Annotated in this window: 21 protein-coding genes; 9 read left to right on the top strand and 12 right to left on the bottom strand. The window is 55.6% G+C overall.

What is annotated here, in order from left to right; translation table 11 throughout:
* Positions 1 to 4: 4 nt before the first annotated feature.
* The 3 genes from Fuma_RS22925 to Fuma_RS35425 all read right to left on the bottom strand — a co-directional run bounded on the left by Fuma_RS22925 (position 5) and on the right by Fuma_RS35425 (position 1,235).
* The gene (locus Fuma_RS22925) at positions 5 to 268 is read right to left on the bottom strand and encodes a hypothetical protein (protein ID WP_077026168.1); all 264 of its coding nucleotides are present in this window, start codon (positions 266 to 268) and stop codon (positions 5 to 7) included.
* Positions 269 to 407: 139 nt separating this feature from the next.
* Positions 408 to 755 (bottom strand): hypothetical protein, encoded by a 348-nt coding sequence (locus Fuma_RS22920; RefSeq protein WP_145944321.1) that lies wholly within the window; start codon positions 753 to 755, stop codon positions 408 to 410.
* Between the two features lie 42 nt (positions 756 to 797).
* Positions 798 to 1,235, bottom strand: a complete 438-nt coding sequence (locus tag Fuma_RS35425) for a response regulator (protein ID WP_158521105.1) — start codon at positions 1,233 to 1,235, stop codon at positions 798 to 800.
* Positions 1,236 to 1,870: 635 nt separating this feature from the next.
* Between Fuma_RS35425 and Fuma_RS35420 the strand changes: the two genes are divergently transcribed.
* The 6 genes from Fuma_RS35420 to Fuma_RS22885 all read left to right on the top strand — a co-directional run bounded on the left by Fuma_RS35420 (position 1,871) and on the right by Fuma_RS22885 (position 6,511).
* Complete coding sequence (locus tag Fuma_RS35420) at positions 1,871 to 2,038, top strand: hypothetical protein (RefSeq protein ID WP_158521104.1); 168 nt, start codon at positions 1,871 to 1,873, stop codon at positions 2,036 to 2,038.
* Positions 2,031 to 2,678 (top strand): c-type heme family protein, encoded by a 648-nt coding sequence (locus tag Fuma_RS22905; RefSeq protein WP_158521103.1) that lies wholly within the window; start codon positions 2,031 to 2,033, stop codon positions 2,676 to 2,678. Before Fuma_RS35420 ends, Fuma_RS22905 begins: the two co-directional genes overlap by 8 nt.
* A 68-nt stretch (positions 2,679 to 2,746) precedes the next feature.
* Positions 2,747 to 2,989: a hypothetical protein gene (locus Fuma_RS22900; protein ID WP_145944320.1), complete on the top strand. Its 243-nt coding sequence runs from the start codon at positions 2,747 to 2,749 to the stop codon at positions 2,987 to 2,989.
* A gap of 67 nt (positions 2,990 to 3,056) precedes the next feature.
* The gene (locus tag Fuma_RS22895; RefSeq protein WP_077026163.1) at positions 3,057 to 3,719 is read left to right on the top strand and encodes a succinate dehydrogenase cytochrome b subunit; all 663 of its coding nucleotides are present in this window, start codon (positions 3,057 to 3,059) and stop codon (positions 3,717 to 3,719) included.
* A gap of 7 nt (positions 3,720 to 3,726) precedes the next feature.
* Positions 3,727 to 5,640, top strand: a complete 1,914-nt coding sequence (locus Fuma_RS22890; protein WP_077026162.1) for a fumarate reductase/succinate dehydrogenase flavoprotein subunit — start codon at positions 3,727 to 3,729, stop codon at positions 5,638 to 5,640.
* A 112-nt stretch (positions 5,641 to 5,752) separates the two neighbouring features.
* Positions 5,753 to 6,511 carry a succinate dehydrogenase/fumarate reductase iron-sulfur subunit gene (locus tag Fuma_RS22885; RefSeq protein ID WP_077026161.1) on the top strand — a complete coding sequence of 253 codons (759 nt, stop codon included), beginning with the start codon at positions 5,753 to 5,755 and terminating at the stop codon, positions 6,509 to 6,511.
* A 129-nt stretch (positions 6,512 to 6,640) separates the two neighbouring features.
* Here Fuma_RS22885 and Fuma_RS22880 read toward each other — a convergent pair whose 3' ends face one another.
* Positions 6,641 to 7,357, bottom strand: coding sequence for an SMI1/KNR4 family protein (locus Fuma_RS22880; protein WP_077026160.1), 717 nt, complete (start codon positions 7,355 to 7,357; stop codon positions 6,641 to 6,643).
* A 248-nt stretch (positions 7,358 to 7,605) separates the two neighbouring features.
* A complete protein-coding gene (locus tag Fuma_RS22875; protein ID WP_077028494.1) occupies positions 7,606 to 8,658 on the bottom strand; it encodes a class I fructose-bisphosphate aldolase in 1,053 nt (350 codons plus the stop codon).
* An 827-nt stretch (positions 8,659 to 9,485) separates the two neighbouring features.
* On the opposite strand from Fuma_RS22875, the gene Fuma_RS22865 reads away from it, so the two are divergent.
* Positions 9,486 to 10,220 (top strand): SGNH/GDSL hydrolase family protein, encoded by a 735-nt coding sequence (locus tag Fuma_RS22865; RefSeq protein ID WP_077026158.1) that lies wholly within the window; start codon positions 9,486 to 9,488, stop codon positions 10,218 to 10,220.
* A 62-nt stretch (positions 10,221 to 10,282) separates the two neighbouring features.
* Here the strand turns inward: Fuma_RS22865 and Fuma_RS22860 are convergent, their stop codons facing one another.
* From Fuma_RS22860 to Fuma_RS22845, 4 genes are all read right to left on the bottom strand, one after another.
* On the bottom strand, positions 10,283 to 10,873 hold the full coding sequence (locus Fuma_RS22860) for a cysteine hydrolase family protein (RefSeq protein WP_077026157.1): 591 nt from the start codon (positions 10,871 to 10,873) through the stop codon (positions 10,283 to 10,285).
* A 308-nt stretch (positions 10,874 to 11,181) separates the two neighbouring features.
* A complete protein-coding gene (locus Fuma_RS22855) occupies positions 11,182 to 12,621 on the bottom strand; it encodes a hypothetical protein (protein WP_077026156.1) in 1,440 nt (479 codons plus the stop codon).
* A gap of 231 nt (positions 12,622 to 12,852) precedes the next feature.
* On the bottom strand, positions 12,853 to 13,422 hold the full coding sequence (locus tag Fuma_RS22850; RefSeq protein WP_077026155.1) for a hypothetical protein: 570 nt from the start codon (positions 13,420 to 13,422) through the stop codon (positions 12,853 to 12,855).
* Between the two features lie 21 nt (positions 13,423 to 13,443).
* Positions 13,444 to 14,592, bottom strand: coding sequence for a DUF1559 family PulG-like putative transporter (locus tag Fuma_RS22845; protein WP_083732251.1), 1,149 nt, complete (start codon positions 14,590 to 14,592; stop codon positions 13,444 to 13,446).
* Between the two features lie 1,006 nt (positions 14,593 to 15,598).
* On the opposite strand from Fuma_RS22845, the gene Fuma_RS22840 reads away from it, so the two are divergent.
* The gene (locus tag Fuma_RS22840) at positions 15,599 to 16,630 is read left to right on the top strand and encodes a hypothetical protein (protein WP_145944319.1); all 1,032 of its coding nucleotides are present in this window, start codon (positions 15,599 to 15,601) and stop codon (positions 16,628 to 16,630) included.
* A 206-nt stretch (positions 16,631 to 16,836) separates the two neighbouring features.
* On the opposite strand, the gene Fuma_RS22835 is transcribed toward Fuma_RS22840, so the two are convergent.
* Both Fuma_RS22835 and Fuma_RS22830 read right to left on the bottom strand, forming a co-directional pair.
* A complete protein-coding gene (locus tag Fuma_RS22835; RefSeq protein ID WP_077026152.1) occupies positions 16,837 to 18,186 on the bottom strand; it encodes a DUF1501 domain-containing protein in 1,350 nt (449 codons plus the stop codon).
* A 93-nt stretch (positions 18,187 to 18,279) separates the two neighbouring features.
* Positions 18,280 to 19,863: a hypothetical protein gene (locus tag Fuma_RS22830; protein WP_077026151.1), complete on the bottom strand. Its 1,584-nt coding sequence runs from the start codon at positions 19,861 to 19,863 to the stop codon at positions 18,280 to 18,282.
* Between the two features lie 558 nt (positions 19,864 to 20,421).
* Between Fuma_RS22830 and Fuma_RS22825 the strand changes: the two genes are divergently transcribed.
* Positions 20,422 to 22,011 (top strand): aspartate:alanine exchanger family transporter, encoded by a 1,590-nt coding sequence (locus Fuma_RS22825; protein WP_077026150.1) that lies wholly within the window; start codon positions 20,422 to 20,424, stop codon positions 22,009 to 22,011.
* 453 nt (positions 22,012 to 22,464) lie between these two features.
* On the opposite strand, the gene Fuma_RS22820 is transcribed toward Fuma_RS22825, so the two are convergent.
* Positions 22,465 to 23,880, bottom strand: coding sequence for a hypothetical protein (locus Fuma_RS22820; protein ID WP_145944318.1), 1,416 nt, complete (start codon positions 23,878 to 23,880; stop codon positions 22,465 to 22,467).
* Between the last annotated feature and the right edge of the window lie 49 nt (positions 23,881 to 23,929).

Below are 23,929 nucleotides of genomic sequence, written 5' to 3'. Positions count from 1 at the left end.
CGCGTCAGAGCGACTTTCGAATGCGGTGAAATCCGTCTGTCACTTCACCCGCGACAAGTTTCAGGGACTCCCAAACATCTTCGGTCGTCTCGTCCACCGCCTGTTTCAATGGGTCGAAGCGTGACACCAGGCTTTGAAACTTCTCATCCAGCCGCTCCCATTCTTCCTTTGCGTCCGCGCTGCCAAGATGAATTTGCAACTTCAATTCGTCTCGCTGGCGTTTCAGCGATGAGATCATGTCTTTGACCGTACTTTGTTGACTGGACATCGTGTTACTTCTTGAGGAGTGTGGGAATTGATCGCGTCACCGAACATACACCGCAGGTCGTGTGCCGACGGTCAGCCCATTTTGAACGGCGCCGTCGGCCCGGCGTAATTTCTACATTGGAAGAAGTCGCCAGGTTGCTTCAACTCGCTTCGTGCAGGTGATGCCGTTCTTCAAGCCATTCTTCGAACTGCTTCCGCGCAGCCTGAAACGCTTTTTCAACCGCGGTGTACACGTCGGCATCGGCGGTTTGTCCGCGTTCGATCGTGATTTCTCGACAGGGGAGAGCCAGCACGAGTCGAACGTCGTACAGGCCGTTGGTTTTGTCGTAGGTTTTCGGGTCGCGTGCGGCTGGTCCATGGACGACGATGTCGCAGCCAATAATCGAATCATATTGGTCTTCCAGGTCCGCGATTTGAGCTTCAATTTCGCACACCACCCGTTCGTCGCGTTCCATCGCTTGAAAGCAAACATCAAGAGGGGCCATCATTGTTTCGTCTCCTAAAATACTTCGTTCGAATAATCCCCACGGTCATCCGGGGCGTTCAGCAACGGCCCGTTGTATCGCAGGCGTCAGATCGTGCATTCGAAATGGTTTTGTCAGTATCCCGCAATATGCGGCAGCCGAAGCCGCCTTGTCTTCATGTGAATTCTCTGTGATGTAGACGGCTGCAATTGAGAACTGTTCTCGAATGGTGGCAACCGCTTCCGGGCCGCTGATTCCTGCCAGTTGCACATCACAGATGACGACTTCAGGTGGAGATCGCTGACACTGTTTTACTAACTCTTCGCCCGTCGCGACGATCTTAGTGACGGTGTAGCCCAGGTGCGGAAGTGCCCGAGCGAAGTAGATTCGCAACTCGGCCTCGTCATCGGCAACGGCCACCCGCAATGGTCGAGCAGACTCCGTCGTGGACTCACTAACCGCGATCTGAAAAGGGTTACTTCCTGGTAACCGGACCTGCAGCATGCCGGTCTCCTCTGCACAAGTCCCGAAACGAACAAACCCCGCCGACGCTCGTCCAGAAGCTCGAAGACCCCGGCAGGTCCAGTATGAATTCCGCCGGTACACTTGGAAAATTCCGGGCGGAAATCCGACCACCATGATCGGCAATACGGCGTTTGCAATTGTCGTGCCGAGTCCCATTCGCTTCGCTTTCGTTACACGCAATGCCGAAGGATTTGAGCACGGGGCTGGGCTCGTTTCCAGGCCAATTACCGCGCATACAAACGTCAAGTCCGGGCTGTGCAACGAGTTCGGTATTCGCACATTCAATTCTTGCAGGGCCCGGACCAGGGCAGACTTCGATTGTGTTTGCATGATGGTTTTCACGGACTGACTTAGCCGTGCGTCAGCAGTGTCACAGGATGTGTCGTACCTCGCACACATTCCGCAAAATCGCATGACTCGCCACGGTGGTCGATCTGTGAGCTACGCGACAATGCAGCGTCGGACATCTTCTCTCCCGCAGCGTCACATAAGTTTGCTAAGTCGAATGAAAGCAGCCGCGGAAGATGACACGCGCGACTGGTATGGCGTTTGCAATCCTGAACCATCGCGACGCGTTGCATGATTGCTGCGTTAAGCGCAAACGAGGTCGAAGGATGAAGGCCCTGTCAATCGGCAAATCGTTGGTGTTCGCCACGACGTCGGCGGGGTGTCAGAGATTTCGCCAGTCACAATTTGTTGGTGGCCACGATTTGGCTGCGTCCGACAACCGTATCACAAAGGAATCGGTCTTGTTTGATGACCATGAGGAATACGATGACTAACAAACGAACGGCCACAGTCGCTCTGGCCATGTGCATGTCGCTGATTGGCTGTGCGAAGCCGGAAGGTGATTCTTCCACGGAAACGGCGAGTCCCGCCGCGCCTTCAACTGAAGACGTCGGTGAAACCGTCGTGATCGAATCTGCAGATCAGCTCACGCCGGTTCAGCGGCAACAGCATGAAACAGCTCTGGCCGCCAAAGATGCGCTGATGACGAAGCTGTCTGGTCGATTGGTTGAAGCCATTCAAAAGGACGGGCCAGCAGCGGCAATCGATGTCTGTAAGTCAGAAGCTCCGGCCATCGCCGAAAATGTGAAGCGGGAATTCAAAGTCGACATCGGACGCACTTCGTTCAAGCTGCGGAGTTCCATGAATCCGTCGCCTGACTGGGCCACTGAATTTGTCGAGACGCGGGCAGATACGCCTCAACTTGTCTCATTGTCCGATGATGCGTTGGGCGTATTTTTGCCGATCCGGCTGCAGAAGAAATGCCTGCTGTGTCACGGTCCGGTAGACCAGCTGGCGGAAGACGTTAAGTCGGCTTTAAAGCTGCAGTACCCCAACGATCAGGCCACTGGATTTCACGAAGACGACCTGCGAGGCTGGTTCTGGGTAGAAGTGCCTCATCCGCCGAAGCAATAGCTGGATGTGATAGTTGGCACGCGATCTGCATTGTCGAATCCTTCAATAAAGTACTGAAGGACACGGTGGTGAAGGTCCACCCAGACCGAGTAAAAGCGAAAGTTAAGCACATCGCAACGGCAGGTTGGTGTGCATCATCGCGCGCGGTGTGCGGAATTGCTCTCCGCGGTAAGGACGTCTGTTTTGAAATGGTCCGTCCGTTTGGTTTAGGTGACTACGACATGGATGGTCAGGGCGTCAGCCGAAACCCTTCGCCTGCGATACTTGCTGAAGAACCGCGTGACAATGCGGTGAACCCCGCGCGAGCGTAAATGGGCCCTGGCCAGAACCCTGTTCGCCAATACTTTTTCAATCCCGTACTTCCATCGACATCAGCCAATGCTCTCTTCGGTCGCTCGAAAAAACCTGATGGCTCTCACAGGTTTCTTTCTTTGCATCTTTTTGGTGATCCATCTGCTGGGCAACATCCAGCTGTTTCTTCCCATGCCCGATGCGCAACTGAAGTTCAACTGGTATGCCGAATTTCTGTCGAAATTGTTTGTCATCAAAGCGGCCGCCTATGTGACTTATTTCTGCGTCATCGCACATTCAATCGTGGCGGTCGGGCTGGCTATTACCAATCGCAAGTCGGCCGGTGATCGCTATGTCGGAAAAGATCCGGAAGCGTCTTCTCCGTGGCATTCTCGGATGATGGGGATCCTCGGAGCCATCATCCTGCTGTTTCTGATCGTGCACATGATGGACTTCTGGTACCCGTACAAGTTCGGCAATTCCGTCGGGCAGGATCCGGAAGGCAATCGAGATCTGTACACGGTCGTTGCTGTTGCCTGCCGTCGCTGGTGGTATGTGGGGTTCTACACCGTTTCCGTGTGTGCGTTGGGGTTTCATCTTCACCATGGCGTATACAGCGGCTTTCGTTCATTGGGCCTTTATCATCCTGGCTATGCACGTTGGGTGAAGTGGTTCAGCCTGGCGTTTGCCATCGTGATCACTTTTGGGTTTGCGGCGATGCCGATCTATCTGTTCTTTATGCAACGCTGATTGAAGCATGACATTAGACGCAAAAATTCCGGAAGGCCCGGTCGAACAAAAGTGGAGTCGCTATCAGGCGACCTGCAAACTCGTGAACGCCGCCAACCGCAAAAAGCTGGACGTCATCATTGTCGGCACGGGACTCGCTGGCGGAGGTGCCGCCGCCGCACTGGGCGAACTCGGATACAACGTAAAGGCATTCTGTTTTCACGACAGCCCTCGTCGAGCTCATTCGACGGCCGCTCAGGGTGGCGTCAACGCGGCGAAGAACTATCAAAACGACGGCGACAACATCTATCGCATGTTTTATGACACCGTTAAAGGCGGCGACTTTCGATCTCGCGAAGCCAACGTGTATCGCATGGCCGAACTGTCGGTCAGCCTGATCGACACGTGTGTCGCTCAGGGAGTTCCCTTTGCTCGCGAATACGGCGGTGTTCTGGGAAACCGTTCCTTCGGCGGTGTCCAGGTTGAACGCACGTTTTACGCTCAGGGGCAAACCGGGCAGCAATTGTTGCTCGGAACGTACTCCGCACTTAGTCGGCAAATCAAAGCCGGCCGAGTCACGATGTACAATCGCCACGAGATGCTGGATTTGGTGATTGTCGACGGCCAGGCGAAGGGCATTATTGCACGCGACCTGATCACGGGGGAGATCCAGCGGTATGCGGCGCACGCGGTTGTTCTGGCCACCGGCGGCTACTCGAAAATTTTCTACCTGTCGACATTGGCGCTCGGCAGCAATGCCACCGCCATCTGGAAAGCTCACAAGCGCGGCGCGTACATCGCCAATCCCAGCCTGACTCAAATTCACCCGACCTGCCTGCCTCAATCAGGCGAACGTCAGTCCAAATTAACTCTGATGTCGGAATCCCTGCGCAACGACGGACGTATCTGGGTTCCTTTGAAAGCTGGCGACGAACGGTCTCCTAACGCCATCCCCGACGACGAACGCGATTATTATCTGGAACGGCGTTATCCCGCTTTCGGAAACCTCACGCCGCGCGACATTGCGTCTCGAGCGGCCAAGGAACGCATCGACGCGGGACATGGCGTCGGCCCGCTTAAGAACGCCGTCTATCTGGACTTCCGCGACGCTTTGAAGGAATACGGCCGCGACGGGATCGCCGGTCGCTACGGCAACCTGTTCGACATGTACCGCAAAATTACAGGTCTGGATGCCTATTCGGAACCCATGCGCATTGCTCCGGCCGCTCATTTTTCGATGGGCGGGCTGTGGGTCGACTATGAATTAATGACCAGCGTCAATGGCTTGTACGCTCTGGGCGAATGCAACTTTGCTGACCACGGAGCTAACCGGTTGGGCGCCAATTCTTTGCTGCAGGCCTGCGTTGATGGCTATTTTATTATCCCAACGACCATCGGCAACTACCTGGCTGATCAGCGCACGAAGAATTTGCCGTCCACGGATGCTCCAGAATTTCAGCAGGCCGCCGATGCCGCAGAAGCAGCGATCAGGAAGCTGTTGAATGTCAACGGTGGTCGCCCCGTCGACGAATATCACCGAGCACTCGGGGCGATTTTGTGGGACCGTTGCGGCATAAGTCGTAGCCCGGAAGGTTTACAGGAAGCGATCATTCAGATCACGGAATTGCGTGAGGACTTTCATCGCAATGTCCGTGTCACCGGCGGTAGTCACGAACCGAACAACGAACTGGAAAAGGCGCTGCGAATCAACGATTACCTTGAACTGGCCGAACTGATGTGTCGCGATGCGCTAAGTCGAGATGAATCGTGCGGCGCTCACTTTCGAACGGACCATCAGACTGAAGACGGCGAAGCGGTTCGCAACGACGACGACTTCGCTTACGTGGCCGCATGGGAATACACGCCGAACGGTACCCCGACACTGCACAAAGAACACCTCACCTTCCAGGACGTCAAACTGACCGCCCGCAGCTACAAATAGCCGGTGCCGACCGGCGGCGGGTTCGAGCTGACACTCGGAAATGTGTGGTCCGCTCCCGTTGGTCGCTGCTGGAATGTGGAAAACGTGATAACAAACAAAAAGCTATCAAACTATGAAGGTGTTACTAAAAATCTGGCGGCAGGATGACCGCGACGCCGCTGGTAAGCTGGTCGACTATCCGCTCGACGATGTTGATCCTGACATGTCGTTTCTGGATATGTTGGACATGCTCAACGAGCAACTTGTCCGGAGGGGCGAGCGTGTGATCGAATTCGACAACGATTGTCGCGAAGGCATTTGTGGCACGTGCGGGATGGTCATCAACGGACGTCCACACGGGCCGCTCACAGCAACCACGACCTGCCAATTGCATATGCGCACCTTTAACGACGGCGATACGATCGTTATCGAACCATTCCGCGCGTCATCATTTCCCCTCATTCGCGATCTGAAAGTCGACCGATCTGCCCTGGATCGAATCATTCAATCAGGCGCTTTCATTTCAACTCACATCGGCACCGCGCCCGAAGCCAATTCGATTCTCATCGCAAAAGACGCAGCAGATGCTGCATTCGACGCGGCGACCTGCATCGGTTGCGGCGCCTGTGTGGCAGTGTGCAAGAACGCCTCAGCCGCACTATTCACTGGCGCGAAGGTGACTCATTTGTCGAATTTGCCACAGGGGAAAATCGAAGCACAGCGACGAGTTGTCGACATGGTGGCCACAATGGATAAAGAAGGATTCGGCAGTTGCACCAACACCGAGGCCTGCGAAGCCATTTGCCCACAGGAAATATCGACCGATTATATTGCCCGAATGAACTGGGAGTACAACGCCGCTAAGGTTCGCCAAACAGGCAAGAGCAGTTAATACGAATTAGATACGCAGATCAGCTGTTACCTGAACTCCGCGATGATTGCGTTTCATGACAGGATCAGCGCACAGACGGTAGCGGACTCGCATCCAGGACACGCGGGCGACAGTCTTCCGCTATCCGATTTACCTGGCTCGCGTGAGAGCATCGAACTCAGCATTGGTTATCGATTTTAGGCGGTATCGAATCTTGATCGTGTCGATGAAGTCAGAGTGAGTCTTGTTGGGCGCATCCGTGAGGCACGAGATACAGAAGTCGGCAACTTTGTCCGGTATCTGATAGATGTTGCCAGCCCACGTGCCAGCAAACCAGCCAGCGTTCACGGCTGCAATCCAGAAGCTGTCGCCACCATCAGGGCTGGATGCAACAGCGATTCGATGCCAGCCGTCCATCAGCTCGGGTGACGTACTGAAGAAACCCGCGGCTTGAATAGCCGAAGTGATCGCCTTGTATTCATCAGCGATGTGGTCGCTGTCTGCGTTAACGTACCACTGGCATAACTGGCCGACCCATTCGTCGAGCGTACCAGCAAGTGTGGTCACTGTTTGATCATCCTGAGCGAACCTGAAGACAGGCGAATCCGGGAGCGACGTGTCCAATACGTGCGCGTCGCCATCCCACGTTGTGCCTATTGCGAGTAGGTCGAGACGCCAGCAATTGGGATAGACAGCGTCTGAGCGAATCTGTTGATTCAAGCTGCAAATGTACGGAGCGTTGTCTGGGATGTACGCATCGGACGGGCGGCCATTATGGAAAGGATACGCGGACATGACGCGCCGGTAAGCGGCGGGAACAGTGATGCCCAGTGATTCCTCGATCTTGGCAAAGTCGAAGTCAGTCATCCTGTTTCCAGCTAACACGTTTTCGACGGATTCATTCCGGATGATTCCGTATGGTCCCCAGACCCTATTCTGAGGCAAGGACGGGAATAGTCAAGATGTCGTTCAGAGGCTGGTTTCGAGGCGCCAGCCGGGGCAGCCAAACAACCGAAGCCACTCTTGTAGGTCGCTCTTTGTTGTGAGCGACCTACAAGAGTGGCTTCTTGGTTTCGAACAGTAGCTCGAATTTGCGTGAACGGCCAATGCCCTTGTCACGCGACAGTGACCTGTGGATCCAGATACACGTCCTGAATGGCTTGCAGCAGCTTCGCACCTTCGTCCATTGGCCTTTGAAACGCTTTGCGACCGCTGATCAGCCCCATTCCGCCAGCTCGTTTATTGATAACGGCTGTGCGGACGGCCTGAGCCAGGTCACCTGCTCCGGATGATGCGCCGCCAGAGTTGATCAGGCCGACGCGGCCCATGTAGCAGTTGGCGACCTGATATCGGCACAGGTCGATCGGATGATCGGTGGTCAGCTTGTCGTACACGATCGGCGATGTCTTGCCGAATTTCACAGCGTTGTATCCGCCGTTGTTTTCGGGCAGCTTCTGCTTAATGATATCGGCCTGCAGCGTTACACCAAGATGGTTCGCCTGGCCGGTCAGGTCGGCAGACACATGATAATCCTTGTCTGTTTTGAACGCGGCATTTCGCAGGTAGCACCAAAGAATCGTCGCCATGCCCAGTTCGTGAGCTCGCTGAAACGCTTCCGCTACTTCCACGATCTGGCGACTCGATTCGGTAGAACCAAAGTAGATGGTCGCTCCAACAGCGACGGCCCCCATGTCGTAGGCGCGCTCGACGCTTCCGAACATTACCTGATCGAAAGTGCTGGGATACGTCAGGAGTTCGTTATGGTTGATCTTGACGATGAACGGAATTCGATGAGCGTACTGACGAGCAACCGCACCAAGGACGCCGAACGTCGAAGCCACGCCATTGCAGCCTCCTTCGATCGCCAGTTTGACGATGTTTTCCGGATCAAAATACATTGGGTTCGGGGCGAAGGAAGCTCCGGCAGAATGTTCGATACCCTGATCGACCGGCAGGATCGACACGTAGCCCGATCCCCCTAACCGGCCATGGCCCAGCAGCCGCTGAAGACTGGCCAGCGTACGACAGTTGCGATCGGTGGGCATGTACAAACGTTCGACCGAATCCGGGCCCGGCACATGCAGTGACTCAACCGGAATTCCTGTGCACTTGTGCTGCAGCAACGAATCTGCGGAATCACCAAGCAATGCACTAAGATCGTCAGACATCAACTCTTCCTTTTGTTTTGACATTTCAAATGTTCATACGAAGTAGCACGCCATCCACCAGGGACTTTCCGTTCCCCGGCCAACTCACACCGATCCCGCACGAAACACGGCTGGTCCGAATACGTCATCAACCATAAGTCGTCGAAACCGCACACCGAGTGCGACTACGCACCTGAACCGTGCATCAACGCACAGTTCGAATTGCGAATGCCAAGCGCAGAGCTTCCAATTTTCAATGTCCCGAGTCCCAGGCTGAGCGTAGGCAGTGAACCAGCTGGCTAACCAATGGAAAACGAGTGACTGTCTAAAAACGGCGAACTACTGAGCTGACTCAAACGCAATAAGCATGCCCATCAGGAGCAGGAAAGTTTCTGTGTGTTCTGTCTGACAGAACGGGCCGGGATGAACCATCGCGTGTGGCCGGGGTTGGACTGAGCGAAGCGAAGGAAACCCCGGGGTTTCACCGGTTAGCCTGTCGCAGCGATCACGGCAGCTTCGTTCAGTTGTGCAGTCTAAGCTTGGAACACATACACTGGAGAATCGAAAATCGCAGCCGGTGCCCTTCTCTGGTTGGGGCGGACTGGCTCGAAGGATCTGCGACGCCCGGTTGATCTTCTTTTTCGGTCGAATTCAGAAACCGGACGCTGTTCACTACAATCAGAAACCGGTCGGTGAAACACACACCACTCGTCGGCCGGTTCGCGAGTCGTTCCGAATTCAACATGTCACGTTGTCGGTTGAGTCACGCATCGGAGTGGCTGATCGGGAGCGTTTTTCGCTGGTCGCTCGAATGGTCTGAAGCTTTGAGCATATTAGAAAGCAGTCCTATGAAACGTCGAACATTTCTGGCCACATCAACGGCTGTCGCCGCCGCTGCAAGCCTTAACGTCCACTCAACATTTGGTGAGGAGAGTACATCATTGAAGAAAGGCAGCATCATCCTGTTTCAGGGCGATTCCATCACGGACGCGGGCAGAGACAAAAAGAAGGAAGTTGCCAATGCGGGCCTGGGACGCGGCTATCCATCGTTTGTCGCGAAGTCACTGCACGCCCAATATCCCGAACACGATCTGCAAATTCACAATCGCGGCATTTCAGGCCACAAAGTGCCCGATCTGGCGAAGCGATGGGACCGTGACTGCATCGACCTGAAGCCTGACATCGTCAGCATTCTGATCGGCGTGAACGACATTTGGCACAAGCTGAACGGACGTTACGAAGGCACGGCGGAAACTTACCGTGACGGCTTCGCGGCGCTGCTGAAACGTACGAAAGAGGGCCTGCCGGAAACGAAGATCGTCGTCTGCGAACCGTTTGTGTTGATGAGCGGAACAGTCAAGGAAAACGAAGACAAGTGGTTTCCGGACTTCGACAATCGCCGTAAGTACGCTAAGCAGGTGGCCAAAGACGCGAAGGCTGTTTGGGTGCCGTTCCAGACGATGTTCGACGAAGCTGTGGCGGCTGGAACCAAGCCCTCCGAACTGGCGGGCGATGGCGTCCATCCGACGCAAAAGGGGCACGAAATGATGGCCGCTGCATGGCGCAAAGCGGTTGGCGTGTGAACTTAGCCCGGCGCTACATCAGGTCCAACGGAGCGGGCTTTGGTGAACGGCCGCTGCGTCGATCAGTCCGGAATCTGATTCGCATCGTCGACGATAATTGCAACAAGGTCAGCCAGTCCACACAGGCTGGCCTTTTGCACGTCGGCGGCGGACAAGAGCCCGCCTTTGCCGTCCGGGAGAGCTCGGGTGGCCGTTGCGTTTTCGACGATGCTGACGGCGTAGCCTTTGTCGAAGCCGCTGCGAGCCGTGCTGTTCACGCACATGTGAGACATAAAACCCGCCAGTACGAGGTTCTTCTTTCCGGTTGCATCTAACTGCTGCTGCAGGTCGGTTGCGGCAAACGAATCCGGGAAATTCTTCACGACGACTGGTTCGTCTCCAACGGGAGCGACCACGTCGGCAATCTGCCCGCTGTCTGCTGTAATGTCATAAGGCGAACCGACTCCGGCATCGTGCTGAATATGGAACACAGGCACGCCCGCTTCGCGAGCTCGAGCCAGCAACGCGGCCGCGCGTTCCATCGCTTCTTCGACGCCCTCTAACTGCATGACTCCTTCACGGTACGTGTTTTGGCAGTCGATCATCACGAGTGCAGAATCACTCAGGCTGGGAGGAACAGACGGCAGGCCGACGATATCGCGGATGGTTGGCATGGAAGGAACCTTTGAATTGGAATGATCGAGAAGTCGGAATACCGATCATAACACAGTTCAGGTTTCGGCAAACGGTGGGCAACCTGAAACTGCAGAGATCCATTTCAGACGCATGCTGTTTGACAACGTCTGCACCGCCGCGCTGCACGACCTGATTTTCGGTCGGTGATATCTTCCGCAGCAGGTCTTCATGTTTGCACAGAGTTTCAGCACGTGAGCTCAGCTGTCGCGTCTGGAAAGCAGAAGTCGCTGTGTCGGCTCGACGCTGAAGAAAAAGAGCTGCGCTCCCCGCCCTGACGTGATCACACTCAAAAGACGCCGCCGCGGAATGCGCCTTTTGCCTTCGAAGCTTCCGCTTTGGCTTTCACTTCCGCGTCGGTGAGTTGTCCGTGGCGATAGGAAACCGTTACGCCGCCAAAACGACGATCCTGAATTGGGTCACCGTCCTTTGGCTTTAGTTTGCTAATCGCTTCTTCCAGCGAACGGTCGAACTCAACAGCTTCTACGACAATCCTGGTCTTTACGTAATTGCTCTTGTCTGGTCCTGATGGATGCGTATTGACACGTTCTTCTTCGAACGGAATCCAAACGCCGGATTTGACTTCGCGGTAGTCCGCCAGACGGATGAGTTCATTAGGCTTTGCGTTCTCGGGGAATCCGTCGACGATAAACCGGTCCCAGGCGTCTCGTAGTTCCGCTACTTGTTCTGGAGTCGCCTCGCGGCGACTCCAACGCCCATATTCATTGCTCGATTCAAAGTTCCGCCCCGCGATCTTTGCGACGTTTTCACTTTCGAAGAAATGGGGAGTATCGGGAAGTTGTTTGTAGTAGTAACTCAGGATTCCGCGGACGCGACCCGTTGCCTTGCTAATCCAAAGGCGCTCGCGTCGTTGAGCAGATTCGACGACATAACAGGGCTCGCCCGCAAATGTTTCGGCCGCCATCATGGTCCAAGTGGCTTCTGCTGGTGGAAAGGTACTGATCGTCTGTTCCGAGTGAACAGCTCTTCCCCACCAAAAAGCTCTTGGCGTCTGGCGTAAGTAACATGAAAACAAAACAAACCGAACATCCTGCCAGAATGCAAAGGCTGAAGGACCGCGCGAGATGTTGTGGAGTCTTCCCTCATACTCCTCGCGCCACCATGAATCCTCGTGCGTCCAAAACTGAGCCATCTTACCTCGGGCAGGTTGTCGACCAAACTCGCCTTGGAACAGAAAGTAATTCTCGTCCCACCCAAACGTATATTTGCCTTCCACACGGTGGCGCAGGGAACTTTTCGCACCGTCGTAGCCAACTCCGCCACCGACCGCCCCAACGCTGGATTCCTCAACGTTTGAACTGTCTCCCTCAGCTGGCGCCTTGACGGTTCCCCTCAGAGCAAGAGCCAGGATTTTGATTGTAGGTTGCGGCCGAGCTCGCATTCGTTCCACCATGCCGTGCCACTCATTGACGCGGTAGTAAAATCGGGGCAGCCCGTTGATCGCCGCCGCCTGTTTGTGAGCAGCGCGAGCCAGTTCGGTCGCTTTTTGATCCGCCGCTGATAACGTTGCCTCTGCCTCTGCATTCGCAGTTTGTGCGGAAGCCGGGCGGGGAACGCTGAACAGACACGTGACCACGCTAATCGCGAGCAGCAAAGTTGCCACCGCAAGGCGTGCGGTCCGGCGGTGGCTCGATCTTCCCGACTGATGCCATTCCCGCGTCGACATAACGCGCGTGGCCGACTGTGTCGGCGGTTTGATTGCAGGCATGGCGAATCCTCAGAAGTTTTGGTTGAAATAAGCCCATGCTCGACGCCGCAGAGACGAGCTACAACAATTCGTGTGGAACTTCACCGCCGGGCAGCAGAGGAATAGGGCGACAACAAGCGCGAAGGCAAATCGATTCGCCAGGCAAATAATGTTCGAAGGCATCGCCTTGACTTTCTAACAGCAGAGTCCTGGAGAATTTCTTACAGGCGATTCAAAGCCGCGTGCTGTGGCTCATTTGCGTCTGGATGTCAGGATCATCCGCCCAAATGCCAAACCGCTGATCACCACGACGGCATCAAGCCACAGCAGTAGATACTCAAGAGTCGACCACGGCCCTGTTCCGAAAAAGAAGTTCCCCTGCTGAACTGGACCGCCCATTCGCTTCGGAAGCGGAAATCGCACATGTTCAGGTGTTTCCCATACGGAATAGATCACGCCCACCATCACCAGCAATATGGCAACGTAGACTTCCCAGCCAACAGGATCATGCCACCATGCAGCCGATCGCCCTTGCCGACGCGACTGCTCCGCGCGTTCGTAAGCTCCAGTTCGAAGAGCTTCCAACTGCGCGTCGTAGGCCGCTCGCCGGGCATCGTCAGAATCCACGGGCTGTTTCTCGGCCGCCTCGCCGAGAAACAGCCCCTTGATGTGCCCCGCCCCGACCCACAGCGTACTTGCCTCGGAACGCACCTCGTCGGCTTCGGTGAGGTCTCCAGACAACACTGCGGCACGCAGACCCTCATGTGTGAACGGCCCGGTCTCGCTGCCGTCAGGTGCCTGCCTGTAAAACTGAGTACTCATGTTTTCGTGTCACTCTGGTTCTTACGGAGCAGTTGCCGACTGAGCCAGCGGTCCTTCGATCTGGCCGCCTTGAGGACTTAGCATCGCGGCATACACCATGCCATCCACGTCTTCAGACAGAAACTGAACGTGCCCATCGGCGAAGACGGTGAACACTCCGCCATTGTGCCACGAGGATGCCCACGGAGCTTCCCCTTCAGCCTGTTCGCGAGCCGAGTTGATGGCTTCCAATGCAAAGCTCCCGCTTCGACTGTTGGCTCGGCCATAGTCTACTCGGCCTGCTCCGCAGTTTAGATCTTCGCACACATAACCGCTTAGATAAAACGCGCTGCGCCAAGCCGCCGGGCAGGCCCAGTTTGCGGGCTGCCATGCCTCAGCATTGGGGTCTGTTCCCGCACGGATGCTTTCCGCGATCAGCACTGTGTTCGATAAGCCATCGCGAACTGTATTCAACGTGTGGTGCCGAGCCTTGCCTGTGCCGAGCGGCCAGTTTTCGTTGAAAAACAGTCCGCATTTGTACATCAGGTCACGGTCACTCGGCGAACCAACATCCGGGTTCGACTGCCCGTCACTATTCAAATCAAACTGGCCACGAATCTGTTCCAGGCCTCGAGCCGTCGTCCAGCCAAAACCGCCGTTGACTGCGTAACTCAGATCACCGCTTCCAGTAGCGCTCACGTCCTCCGGACACACAAGCACAGGAATCTGAGTACTCGCCAGCTTCACATGTCCCGGAAGATCGTATGTCTGGTCCTTGTCCCATCGGTCGGCAAGCGTTTGCTGATCAATCCACGGCAGCAGATCAACAACCCAGTTGTGATAAAAACCACTCTGCTTGCCAAAGTAGCCCGAAGCAGGGAGCCGCTTCTGCGATTCGGCCTCATTGACCATCGCCAGTCCCAGATTCTTCAGGTTGTTCTGACACTGAGTCCGCCGGGCCGCCCCGCGAGCGTTCATCACTGCCGGAACAATCAACGCCATCAATAATGCAATGATGCCTATCACCACCATCAATTCAATGACTGTGAATCCGCGCCGCCCGCGTTTCGCATTTTCGCCAGGACACGGCGTATGGCAGGGGTACCACGAGCACCCCATTCTATCGGGAAGAATTACTGCAGAAGCACTTGGTGCCCTGCGTTTGCTGCGACTCAGAGATTGCTGTCTCATGCCATTTTCCCTCGTCGGTCAAGCCGGCAACGCCACCACCATTAACGATACCTGTCGACAGTTCCTGTATCTAAATTTCTCCGAACGTTGTGTCCAGAACGCCGTGCCCGCGCCATGGTTCTTGAGGCGGAGATATGGCCGAGTCAGCTAAGAATGAATTTTCGAATTCGCAGAACGTCAATGACGACGGTCAGCGACACGACCTCTGCAGTACAGCTACCAGGGCCAAACAACAAAGCTGGCACATTCGCGGCGGCCAATAGCGGACCGCAATTATTTATGCTCACACGCATTGGCCAGCCTTTCCAATGATCAATTGTGGCGTGAAAGTTCCATCACCGTCTCCGGCGTTTGAAAAAACATAACGCGACCAGCGCAAGCAGAACACGCACACTCACCAGCAACGCAGTTTTGAGGTCCTTCGCATAGCATTGAATCTTTTCGAGCGAAGCGAATGCCCAAACCAAAGACACAAATACGGTTCGCAACATCACCATGCTGGGTAATTCGCCCGGTTGTGAAAACATCACCCACGAAGGGAGTCACGGGCGGCGACGAGCCATCGGGGAAAATTCGTTGAGCAAAACTCATCGTGTCGAATCCGGTGGTCGAACGGAAAACACCGATCAATATCGGTGGCATGAGAGGGGCTCGTTAGGCAATACTGTAGGGTAACCCTGCGGCAATCCTGCGGTCAAGTGGCGTCACGTGAGGATTTGGACAAAATCGTTGCAGTCGAATTGACCGAACTGGCCTGACCGTGTGCGGGTAACTCGACCAGACAAAAAACTCATCAGCCAGGCATTCCACCCCGGTAAAAATACCGGAGCAGCGTGGTGCTGGAGCAGCAACGCAGAACGAATTCCAAACATGTCAGTGAAAGGTGAGCACAATGAAGAAGCACACTGGAAGTTACATCGTTTCTCTTGTGATCTCGGTTGTTGTGTGGGGAGGTTCCGCCAGCTCCGACGAGATGCAGACTTTGGCTTTGGCAGAATTTCGAAAATTGTCACTGGCCGATCAGCGGGAACTTCTTGCAGCAGCCTTTGAGCACAGGCTACAGAAGACTGCGAATCTCTCTTACGAAAGCTCAGTTTTCGTCAGAGTCCAGAACCGGACGAACGGGAAGTTGGGCAAGGTTATCTGGCCCGGCGGACGAACTGACTTTCAGCGGCACAGGCTGGGTGAGTCGTATCGTGTCGACACTAAGCAGTTTGGTGAAGATTTGGAAGCGAAATCTAAACCGCCGTTAATTCAGTCAGGTTTCAATGCGGACGAGGGAGTATCGCGGGTCCGTGTCCAACAACCATCCGGAAAAATCACGGCCCGAATCGATACGAAGCAGGATATCGTCATTGTTCATGATCGTTACTCCTACTGGCTGACGGGGGCCGATGTGCCGGACTCCGAGTTTCTGTTTACATACCTGTTAAAGGACAAAGACGATTGGACACTTACGACCGAGAACGAACCCAGCTTGGTTAAACTGTCCGTTCCGTGGAAGCCTTTACACAGTCGAAACAGAGCAATTGGCGACAAACACGTCTGGCTCGATCCGGCTAGAGGTTATATGCCGGTTCGCGGAGAAGCACGATGGGAAGACGACAACGGCTGGCGAAGTGAAGAGTTCTCTGTCGACGAAACACAACAATTCGATGGACTATGGATGCCAACCAAAATCACTGAGATTATCGGTTCGTCCAGCTTCGGCGATGCAATGCCAAGTGCCGTAAACGTCATCGAAACGACTGCTCAAAATATTGAAATGGGTGCAGTAACTGAAGCTGATGTGAGAGTGGTATTCCCGGAAGGCACTGAGGTCGTGGACGCGATTGAGGGAGTCGCATACACGATCGGTGAAGGTAATGTCCGTTTGGGGGGCGAACCGCTCTTCGTTGGCAACCAAATCGTTAATATTTCACAAGCTCCGAAGTCGACGCCTTTTCCTTGGCTGATTGTCCTCAATACGGCCATTGTCATCTCGGTCGTAGTCTTCTGGCTCAAGGCCAGAAGAAAGCAGACATCGTTGCCGCAGTGAATCGGGCGATTGGGATGACACGGCTGCGCTTCAGAGGCACGCGTTCGTCAACGAAGGCAGCAATACGGTGATCTGGTACTCGTATTGGGATACCCATGCCACTCATCGTTGCGGTAGTGGAATTGGGGCAGCCCATCGATCGCCACCCCCTGCTTGTGAGCGGCGCGAGCCAGTTCGGTCGCTTTTTGATCCGCCGCAGAGATGAGCTACAATAATTCGTGTGGAACTTCACCGCTGGGCAGCAGGTTGACGGGGCGGCCGGACAGGTCGATTAACTGATCGTTTTTCGTCAGACCCATCGCGTGGTAGACCGTTGCACAGAAATCTTCGACTCCGATCTTGCGAGACGTCGGGTGTTCGGCTTTGTCGTTGGTGCTGCCGATCACCTGGCCGTGACGATAGCCGCCTCCGGCAAGCAGGATGCTTTGCGCTTGAGGCCAATGATCTCGACCGGCGTTGGCGTTGATGCGCGGCGTGTGCCCGAATTCTCCGGCGACGACGACCAGCGTGTCATCCAGCATGCCTCGTTCGGCCAGATCCTGAATCAACACACCGACAGCTTTGTCGTGCCGAGGCAACTTGTTTTTTAATGCGGGTTCGATGTTCCCGTGATCATCGAAGTAGCCGGTGTTTAGTGACACATAACGGACGCCCGCCTGAATCAGTCGGCGAGCGAGCAGCGCTTGTTCGCCCCAGCCTTCGCCGTAGCGAGCTCGCAGTTTGGGATCTTCCTGAGGCACGTCGAACGCTTTGCGAACGTTGCCGGACAGCACGATGTCCAAGGCCTGCTGGTTGACCGCGTCCATCGCGTCGAACGTGCGATTGCGGTCGATCTGCTTTCTTACTGAATCGAGTTGTTTTTGAAGGGCCACTCGATTCACCATACGCTGCTCAGACAAACCGTCGACCAGCGCGAAGCTTTTGTGGTCGCCGGATGGCAATCGTCCGGCTTCATTGCCGTAGCTGAATTCGCCGTACCGGAACGGGTTGTGATCAACGCCCAGCCACGCTCCGCCATGAAACCCGAAGCCACCGTCGTTCATGTTGACGCTGGACAGCGAACCCGGCATGGTCGGTCCAAGCAGATGCGACGCGACGGCTCCCATAGATGGCTGCCGAGGTGCTCGGTCGCTGCCGTTTGCACCGAGGTGCCCGGTCAGCATCCAGTGGGCAGCCGCCCAGTGATCGCCGTTGCCATGGCTGAAGCTGCGGATGACCGTACACTTGTCCATCACCTTCGCGTGTTCAGGCAACAGTTCGCAGATGTCCAGCCCCGGCAGGTTGGTGGCGATCGGCGAAAACGCTCCTCGGTATTCCTTCGGAGCTTCGGGCTTCATGTCGAAAGTATCAAGCTGCGATGGTCCACCGTGCATCCAGACAAGGATGACAGATTTCTTTGTAGACGCCGCTGGATGCCCCGCCGACTGTTCAGCCTTCAGCAGCCCCGGAAGGTTGAGGCCGAACATACCGACAGAACCAATTTGCAGCATACGGCGTCGGCCGATGCGATCGCAGAAGGATTGACGATTGCTGAGCGGGCTCAGGATATTCAGCATGGCGGGACCGAGCGGTGTCTGAAAGGCGGGAACAGCGGTGTTCGCTGATCTTCAATTTACCCGAAACCACAGGAAAAGCAACGTGAATATAGGCTACGCAAATTGCAGCGAATACAGGTCGGCGTCCTTGAGCTGGACCCGCAATCGCACTGGCTGACCGGCAAGTGAGGACACGTTTGTGCCGTTCTTCCACCGAACAACTCGATCGACCGTGTCTCCAAACAGTTCTTCGCAGTCGTCCAGAGCGAACCCGTCGACTGCCGAGCCATCGGCGGATTGCAGTTCGACCTTCACACTGCCCGCCGCTGATGTGGCGAAGTTCAGATGAAGCTCGTCGCCGGTGAAGGTCAGTGGTTTTGTGAGTAACTCACCGCCCTGCCCGGCCGGAGCGTTCACCGATACGAAACCATCGAGCCGCAGCGTGTGCCGACGTACGGCACTGCCTTTGCCGTGCCAATAACTTTCGGTCGCGTAGAGTGATAATTCGGGCGGAGCTCCGGGAAGATCGCCTGGCGTTTCGACGAGATGCCAGCCGATGTACTGGTGACCATAGTGCCATGCCTCCGCTCGTTCGATTCCGGGGCGCAGAAAGGCTTCGTTCCAACGCTTGAACATTTTGCCATCGCGACTCGCCATGAACAGCGCATCGGTGACGGCTGTGCCATATCGCGGTGAGGACTTTGATCGCATCTCACGTTGCTGAAGTGCTGGCAGAGCCTTCATCGATTCTGACCAGCCGCGATCGACGTAGCGGGCAGGAAAGCCCAGCAGCAAATGCGGTGCTCGATGATAGGGTTTGATCTGGTTGGTATACAGTTCTTCTGGCGGCGAATCTTCGTACGTGATGTCTGTGTGTGGGCTCCAGGTGATCAGGTCGTCAGACGTGGCCGTGCGGATGGCTCGAATACCGGCGGGTTTCCAGTTTTTTTCGTTGGTGACGCCGGCCGTAAAGATCCGCCAGTAAGCTCGGTACTTGCCGATGTTCGGATCCCAGAACGCCAGGTTCTGCGAATCGAATGCGCCCAGTCCTCGCAAAATTGGAGCATCCGTCATGGGCGACCAGTTCACTCCGTCGGCCGACTTGAACGGCAACAATCCATTGGGGTTGCTGGACCGTAGAATGGCTTTGTACTTCGCATCGGCAGGCGCGTTCGGATTGTCATCTTTGAAGATGGCCGGATGTCCTGCGTCGACGTTCAGCGGCCCGAGCTTGCCGCTTGTGATGGTGATGTTGTTCTGCTTGGAACCCTTGAATTCATGGAGGCCGAGCATCGGTTTGCGCCAGGAAACGCCGTCGTCACTTTCGGCGTAGCAGCAGAACAACGGATGAGTGCCCGTGTTGAGTTTGCCGGTGGAGAAGTCCAGATGCCACGCTTTGTAATACATGCGGTACAGGTCGCCGTCCTGAAACACGCTGTGATAGCCACACCCGGTGCCTTCCCACGGTTCGTCGTGGACCAATGCAACTTCGCGCGGAACCGGGTGCTGTAATTGTTGAGTGGCTCCGCCGGAAAGAGTTTCGATCAGCGCGTCATCAACGAAAAGTTCTCGGCGACCGCCGATGCTGATTGGCCCTTCCGATTTTGATTCGTCAGCAGAGGCGACGTGTTTCGAAGATGCCAGGCCTGCGACAGTGACAGCCGCGGCAGATTGCAGGAAGTTTCGACGGGTTGGCATGGGGTGGGCTTTCAACGGGGGAGAATTGCGGGATAACTCGTACACAATTGCACCACCACACTATCGAGGCGGTGCGGAATCGGCAACTGTCGGTGTCACAGTGCTGGTGGGCTTTCGTGAGCTTCTGTCGGCAGGAAGAACGGGCCGACCCGAAACGCGAAGGTCGTCTTCAGCGGTGCAGGTTTTTGCGAGTGGGCGGGCAAAGTCTTCTACGATGCCGGGATCAAATGACGACGCGCAACTGCACCGGGTTCCATCGTACGGGAAAGTCGCGTGCCCGGGCAAATGAAGGGCATGAATTCACAGCAATGCTCGATTTCCGCATACAGCGGCGTCGACATTGATCATAGCGATGTGAAGCGGCGACCAGAGCAGTCTCCCTCTTGCTGTGGACGGTTCGGGCTCGTGGGAAACAGCCTTCGTCGTCTGAAACGCTTGTCTCGCGGCCACAAGTCAGCGAGATTCGCTGTAACGAGTGCGCGAACTTCGGCACGGCGTGTGCGGACAAGTGCTGGAAACGTACTGACACCTGTTTTTACCAATAACTCTGAATCTAAAATGAACGCTTCCACGGAAGAACTGCTGGCTTTGTTTGCAGTGATCGGGCTGGGACTGGCCTTTGGTAAACTTTCCTGGCGAGGAATCTCCCTCGGCACATCCGGTGTTGTGTTTGTCGCGCTTGTCGCTGGACACTTTGGCTTTCAGGTGCCGAAAGCGGCTGGCGTCGCGGGCATCATTTTGTTCGCCTATTGTCTGGGCCTGGGAGCGGGCCCGGGTTTTGTTCGAATGTTCTTTCGCCGCGGAAAGGCGTTGGGCATTACGGCGCTGGCAATGATTGTGTCGGCTGGATTGGTCGCGTGGCTGGCCGCCGTCGCGCTGAACCTGAACGCGGACCTGGCCAGCGGTCTGTTTGCCGGAGCACTCACCAGTACCCCCGCACTGGCCGTTGCTGCCGAACGGTTGCCGGCGGATTCTCATGTGGCCGTTGGTTTTGGGATCGCGTACCCCTTCGGTGTGATCGGCGTGATTCTGTTTGTGCAGTTGGTACCGCGATTCCTGAAGAGCTCCGCCGCCGACGATGCGGCAGGCAATTCGGACGTGCCCGATGACGGCCCGATCAGTCGAACTTTGGTCCACGTCATCAACCCGGCTGTACGTGGCAAACGCCTGCGCGATGTGGCTGTGCTGTCGGCGGCCAACTGCCAGGTTTCGCGTCTGCTGAATGGCGAACGCCTGCTGCCAATTCCATCCGGCTTCGAATTGGAACTCGATCAACGAGTGCTGGTGGTCGGCGCAAAAAATCGGCTGGCGGAGGTTGTCGACGTGCTGGGCGAAGAATGCGAAGACGTCAACTACACGCTGGACCTGGAACGTCAGCGCCGGCGTGTGGTTGTGACGTCCAAAGAACTGATTGGGAAGTCGCTAAAAGAATTACACCTACTGTCTCGATTCGGCGTGACGGTTTCGCGGATCTCACGGCAGGAACTGGAACTCGTCCCCAGCCCGCGCGAACGTATTCAGTTTGGCGACGCGTTAACCGCCGTCGGCGAACCTGCCGGGCTCGACAAATTCGTTCAGTGTGCCGGGCATCGCGAACGCACGGTTGATGAGACCGACCTGATTTCGCTGGCAGCCGGTTTGGCTTTGGGAGTTATCGCGGGCAGCATCGAACTGAAGCTTGGATCACGTTCGATTTCACTGGGCATGGCGGGCGGCCCATTGATGGCCGGATTGATCCTCGGGCACTTCGGAAAGATCGGTCCTGTGGTTGCGCGCATGCCACGAGCCGCTCGATTACTGCTGGCCGAAGCCGGTTTAGGTTTGTTTCTGGCTCAAGCGGGATCGCAGGCGGGCGGACAGTTTGTCGAAGTGATTCAGCAGCACGGCCTGCTGCTTTGCGGCGCATCGATCGCCATCGTCGCAGCACCGCTGTTTGTCGGATTTATGGTGGCTCGCGTGGCAATGGGATTGGGCCTTCTGGAATCATTCGGCGGCATCTGCGGCGCGATGACGTCTACGCCTGGACTCGGCGCGGTCACTTCCACCACCGAATCAAACCTTCCGGCAACCAGCTATGCGACCGTATACCCGCTGGCACTGATCCTGATCACAATTCTGGTCCCGCTGCTGATTTCGCAGATGTCGTAGATCGACCTTTGCAGGTCGATCGTTCGCGGCCTGCTTGCTGCGCAAAGCATCAACGTTGTGTGAATTTCACGCGCCGCTGGTCCACTCTGCGTCTGGCGCAAACCGTACATCTCGTTCGCGTTGCGGTTCGGCCTTGCTACTCTCATGGTTCTCTGGAGATGCGTCAACGCTGGTGAAATCGGCAAATCAGGGATTGAAGTTCTCACACGAGGGCGCGATCGGAATTGCCGGGCAGATTCAAAGAGGCAAGTAGTGCGTTATGCACCACCTGACAGCCGTGTTGCCGATAGATTTGAATCTACGCATCTGACACGACCGACGGACGACGCTGCACTGCTGTCACAGCGTATTGTTCATTTCGATCTGGCTTGCGATCCGATCGGCGGCTTCAAATGCAGGCGACTAGGAGGACTCTGGCAGTGCAACCAATGTGACCAGTGCCGCATTTTCCGGTCACGGAGTTGTGTGGAGATAGAACCGTCGGGTATGGTCGTTCTTTAAGTGAATGTACGGCACGCCGTTTGTCACGCGGAACTGCGATTTCAGTAGATCGAAGGCTTTCTGTTGATTCTCTGTCAAGAGCTCAAGGTCCTGTTGCGTTAAGCGGAACAGCGGAATCACAAGCAGTGCCAGCTCATCCAACGCGACATTCTGCGGCGCATGGACCTGGTACGGCGGAAGCAGTTTTTCAATTTTCTGCTGCAGCCTGTTTCTTTGTGTGGACGTCAACCAAAGTTCACGGTCAAAGCAAATGGTGAGGTACTCGGACGTCGTGCGGCGGATCTCTGCAATCCTGTCGTACTCAAACGTTTCCCCCTTGGGCTTGACTGATTTCAGCGTGTGCTTCCAGAGTTCAACGTCATCAACGGTTCTGAGGTTAACCACCGGCATTGACATGCTTGTTGCAATGACGCGTTCCGGTTCCAGTTCCAATTGTTCGAGGTGTGCTCGTGCTTTTGTCTTCCACGTCGCTACGAGCTGATCAGCGACGCCTTTGCTCGCCACAAGTAACTTCTTCGCGCTGTCGTCGGGGAGATGCCATTCATGACTCCAGTATTCTGCGCGAACTTTAAGTGCTCGTTGCACTCGACGGTGTTGCTCTTTGCCGTATTTATTGAGGTTCTCAAGCCAGTCAGCAACACTCGCTGCCGGTTCGAATGACATTTGCATTTCTGTGTTGATGGACAAGCTCTTTTTCGTCGCTTCAACAAAGTCGGTTGCTCGCTGTTGTTGAGCCGTTGAGAGTATGTTTGGCCAATCGGGTTTTGCCAGTAACTCGATCGGCGACAATTGTTTGTAGTAGCGGTCGCTCGGGAAGAGCGAGTACGCCGCAAACTCGGAATCAGTTGATTTGCGGTAGTACTCAGCCACTGCACGTCGCTGTTCATTCGTGAGGAACAACTCGTCATCCAGCACATTGACCGCATGCCCGATCGTCGCGTTCGCATGGGCCACTTTTCGTGCCCGAAGCTCTTTCGAAAGCTTGTCCAGTTGCGCTGTGGATAAGATCGACCGAAGTTCCTTGTCGTCGACCTTCAATTTGACATCTTTCGCAGCCCCTTTGCTCATGGTGAACCTGATTGGGCCCGCATCGCTGAGCGGTCGGTTTCGGGGCTTTGGTTGCCAGACACGTTGAGATTCTTCAACTCGCGCCCGCAAGTGTTGCTGAATGAGGTTTTCCTGCTCATCTGAAAGACCGGCGACGTCGGTCAGCCAGCTTTGCATCGCGTCGCAGTAAATTGAGAGGCGGTTTCTCCGCTGATCCGCTTCCAATGATTGGGCGACTGCCCATTTCGGATTCGTGCACAGAATTGCCGCTAAAATGGGCAGAAAGGTCCGCCATACGATTCGGCTTGCATAGCTTGACATTTGGCCCTCCCCCAAGAAGTTCTGTAGTCTGATGAGTCTGTGTCGACCG

Origin of the sequence: Fuerstiella marisgermanici, assembly GCF_001983935.1 — a bacterium.
Taxonomy (GTDB): domain Bacteria; phylum Planctomycetota; class Planctomycetia; order Planctomycetales; family Planctomycetaceae; genus Fuerstiella; species Fuerstiella marisgermanici.
Note: the sequence above shows the minus strand (reverse complement) of the source record. Positions and strands in the feature narration are given on the sequence as shown.

Bases quoted from the DNA above. Each gene is read 5' to 3' on its own strand.
- Fuma_RS22925 (WP_077026168.1), bottom strand. From the start codon at position 268: ATGTCCAGTCAACAAAGTACGGTCAAAGACATGATCTCATCGCTGAAA.
- Fuma_RS22830 (WP_077026151.1), bottom strand. From the start codon at position 19,863: ATGCCAACCCGTCGAAACTTCCTGCAATCTGCCGCGGCTGTCACTGTC.
- Fuma_RS22820 (WP_145944318.1), bottom strand. From the start codon at position 23,880: ATGTCAAGCTATGCAAGCCGAATCGTATGGCGGACCTTTCTGCCCATT.
- Fuma_RS22835 (WP_077026152.1), bottom strand. From the start codon at position 18,186: ATGCTGAATATCCTGAGCCCGCTCAGCAATCGTCAATCCTTCTGCGAT.
- Fuma_RS22855 (WP_077026156.1), bottom strand. From the start codon at position 12,621: ATGCCTGCAATCAAACCGCCGACACAGTCGGCCACGCGCGTTATGTCG.
- Fuma_RS22845 (WP_083732251.1), bottom strand. From the start codon at position 14,592: ATGAGACAGCAATCTCTGAGTCGCAGCAAACGCAGGGCACCAAGTGCT.
- Fuma_RS22920 (WP_145944321.1), bottom strand. From the start codon at position 755: ATGATGGCCCCTCTTGATGTTTGCTTTCAAGCGATGGAACGCGACGAA.
- Fuma_RS22875 (WP_077028494.1), bottom strand. From the start codon at position 8,658: ATGTCTGACGATCTTAGTGCATTGCTTGGTGATTCCGCAGATTCGTTG.
- Fuma_RS22895 (WP_077026163.1), top strand. From the start codon at position 3,057: ATGCTCTCTTCGGTCGCTCGAAAAAACCTGATGGCTCTCACAGGTTTC.
- Fuma_RS22850 (WP_077026155.1), bottom strand. From the start codon at position 13,422: ATGAGTACTCAGTTTTACAGGCAGGCACCTGACGGCAGCGAGACCGGG.
- Fuma_RS22865 (WP_077026158.1), top strand. From the start codon at position 9,486: ATGAAACGTCGAACATTTCTGGCCACATCAACGGCTGTCGCCGCCGCT.
- Fuma_RS22860 (WP_077026157.1), bottom strand. From the start codon at position 10,873: ATGCCAACCATCCGCGATATCGTCGGCCTGCCGTCTGTTCCTCCCAGC.
- Fuma_RS22885 (WP_077026161.1), top strand. From the start codon at position 5,753: ATGAAGGTGTTACTAAAAATCTGGCGGCAGGATGACCGCGACGCCGCT.
- Fuma_RS22825 (WP_077026150.1), top strand. From the start codon at position 20,422: ATGAACGCTTCCACGGAAGAACTGCTGGCTTTGTTTGCAGTGATCGGG.
- Fuma_RS22880 (WP_077026160.1), bottom strand. From the start codon at position 7,357: ATGACTGACTTCGACTTTGCCAAGATCGAGGAATCACTGGGCATCACT.
- Fuma_RS35420 (WP_158521104.1), top strand. From the start codon at position 1,871: ATGAAGGCCCTGTCAATCGGCAAATCGTTGGTGTTCGCCACGACGTCG.
- Fuma_RS35425 (WP_158521105.1), bottom strand. From the start codon at position 1,235: ATGCTGCAGGTCCGGTTACCAGGAAGTAACCCTTTTCAGATCGCGGTT.
- Fuma_RS22905 (WP_158521103.1), top strand. From the start codon at position 2,031: ATGACTAACAAACGAACGGCCACAGTCGCTCTGGCCATGTGCATGTCG.
- Fuma_RS22890 (WP_077026162.1), top strand. From the start codon at position 3,727: ATGACATTAGACGCAAAAATTCCGGAAGGCCCGGTCGAACAAAAGTGG.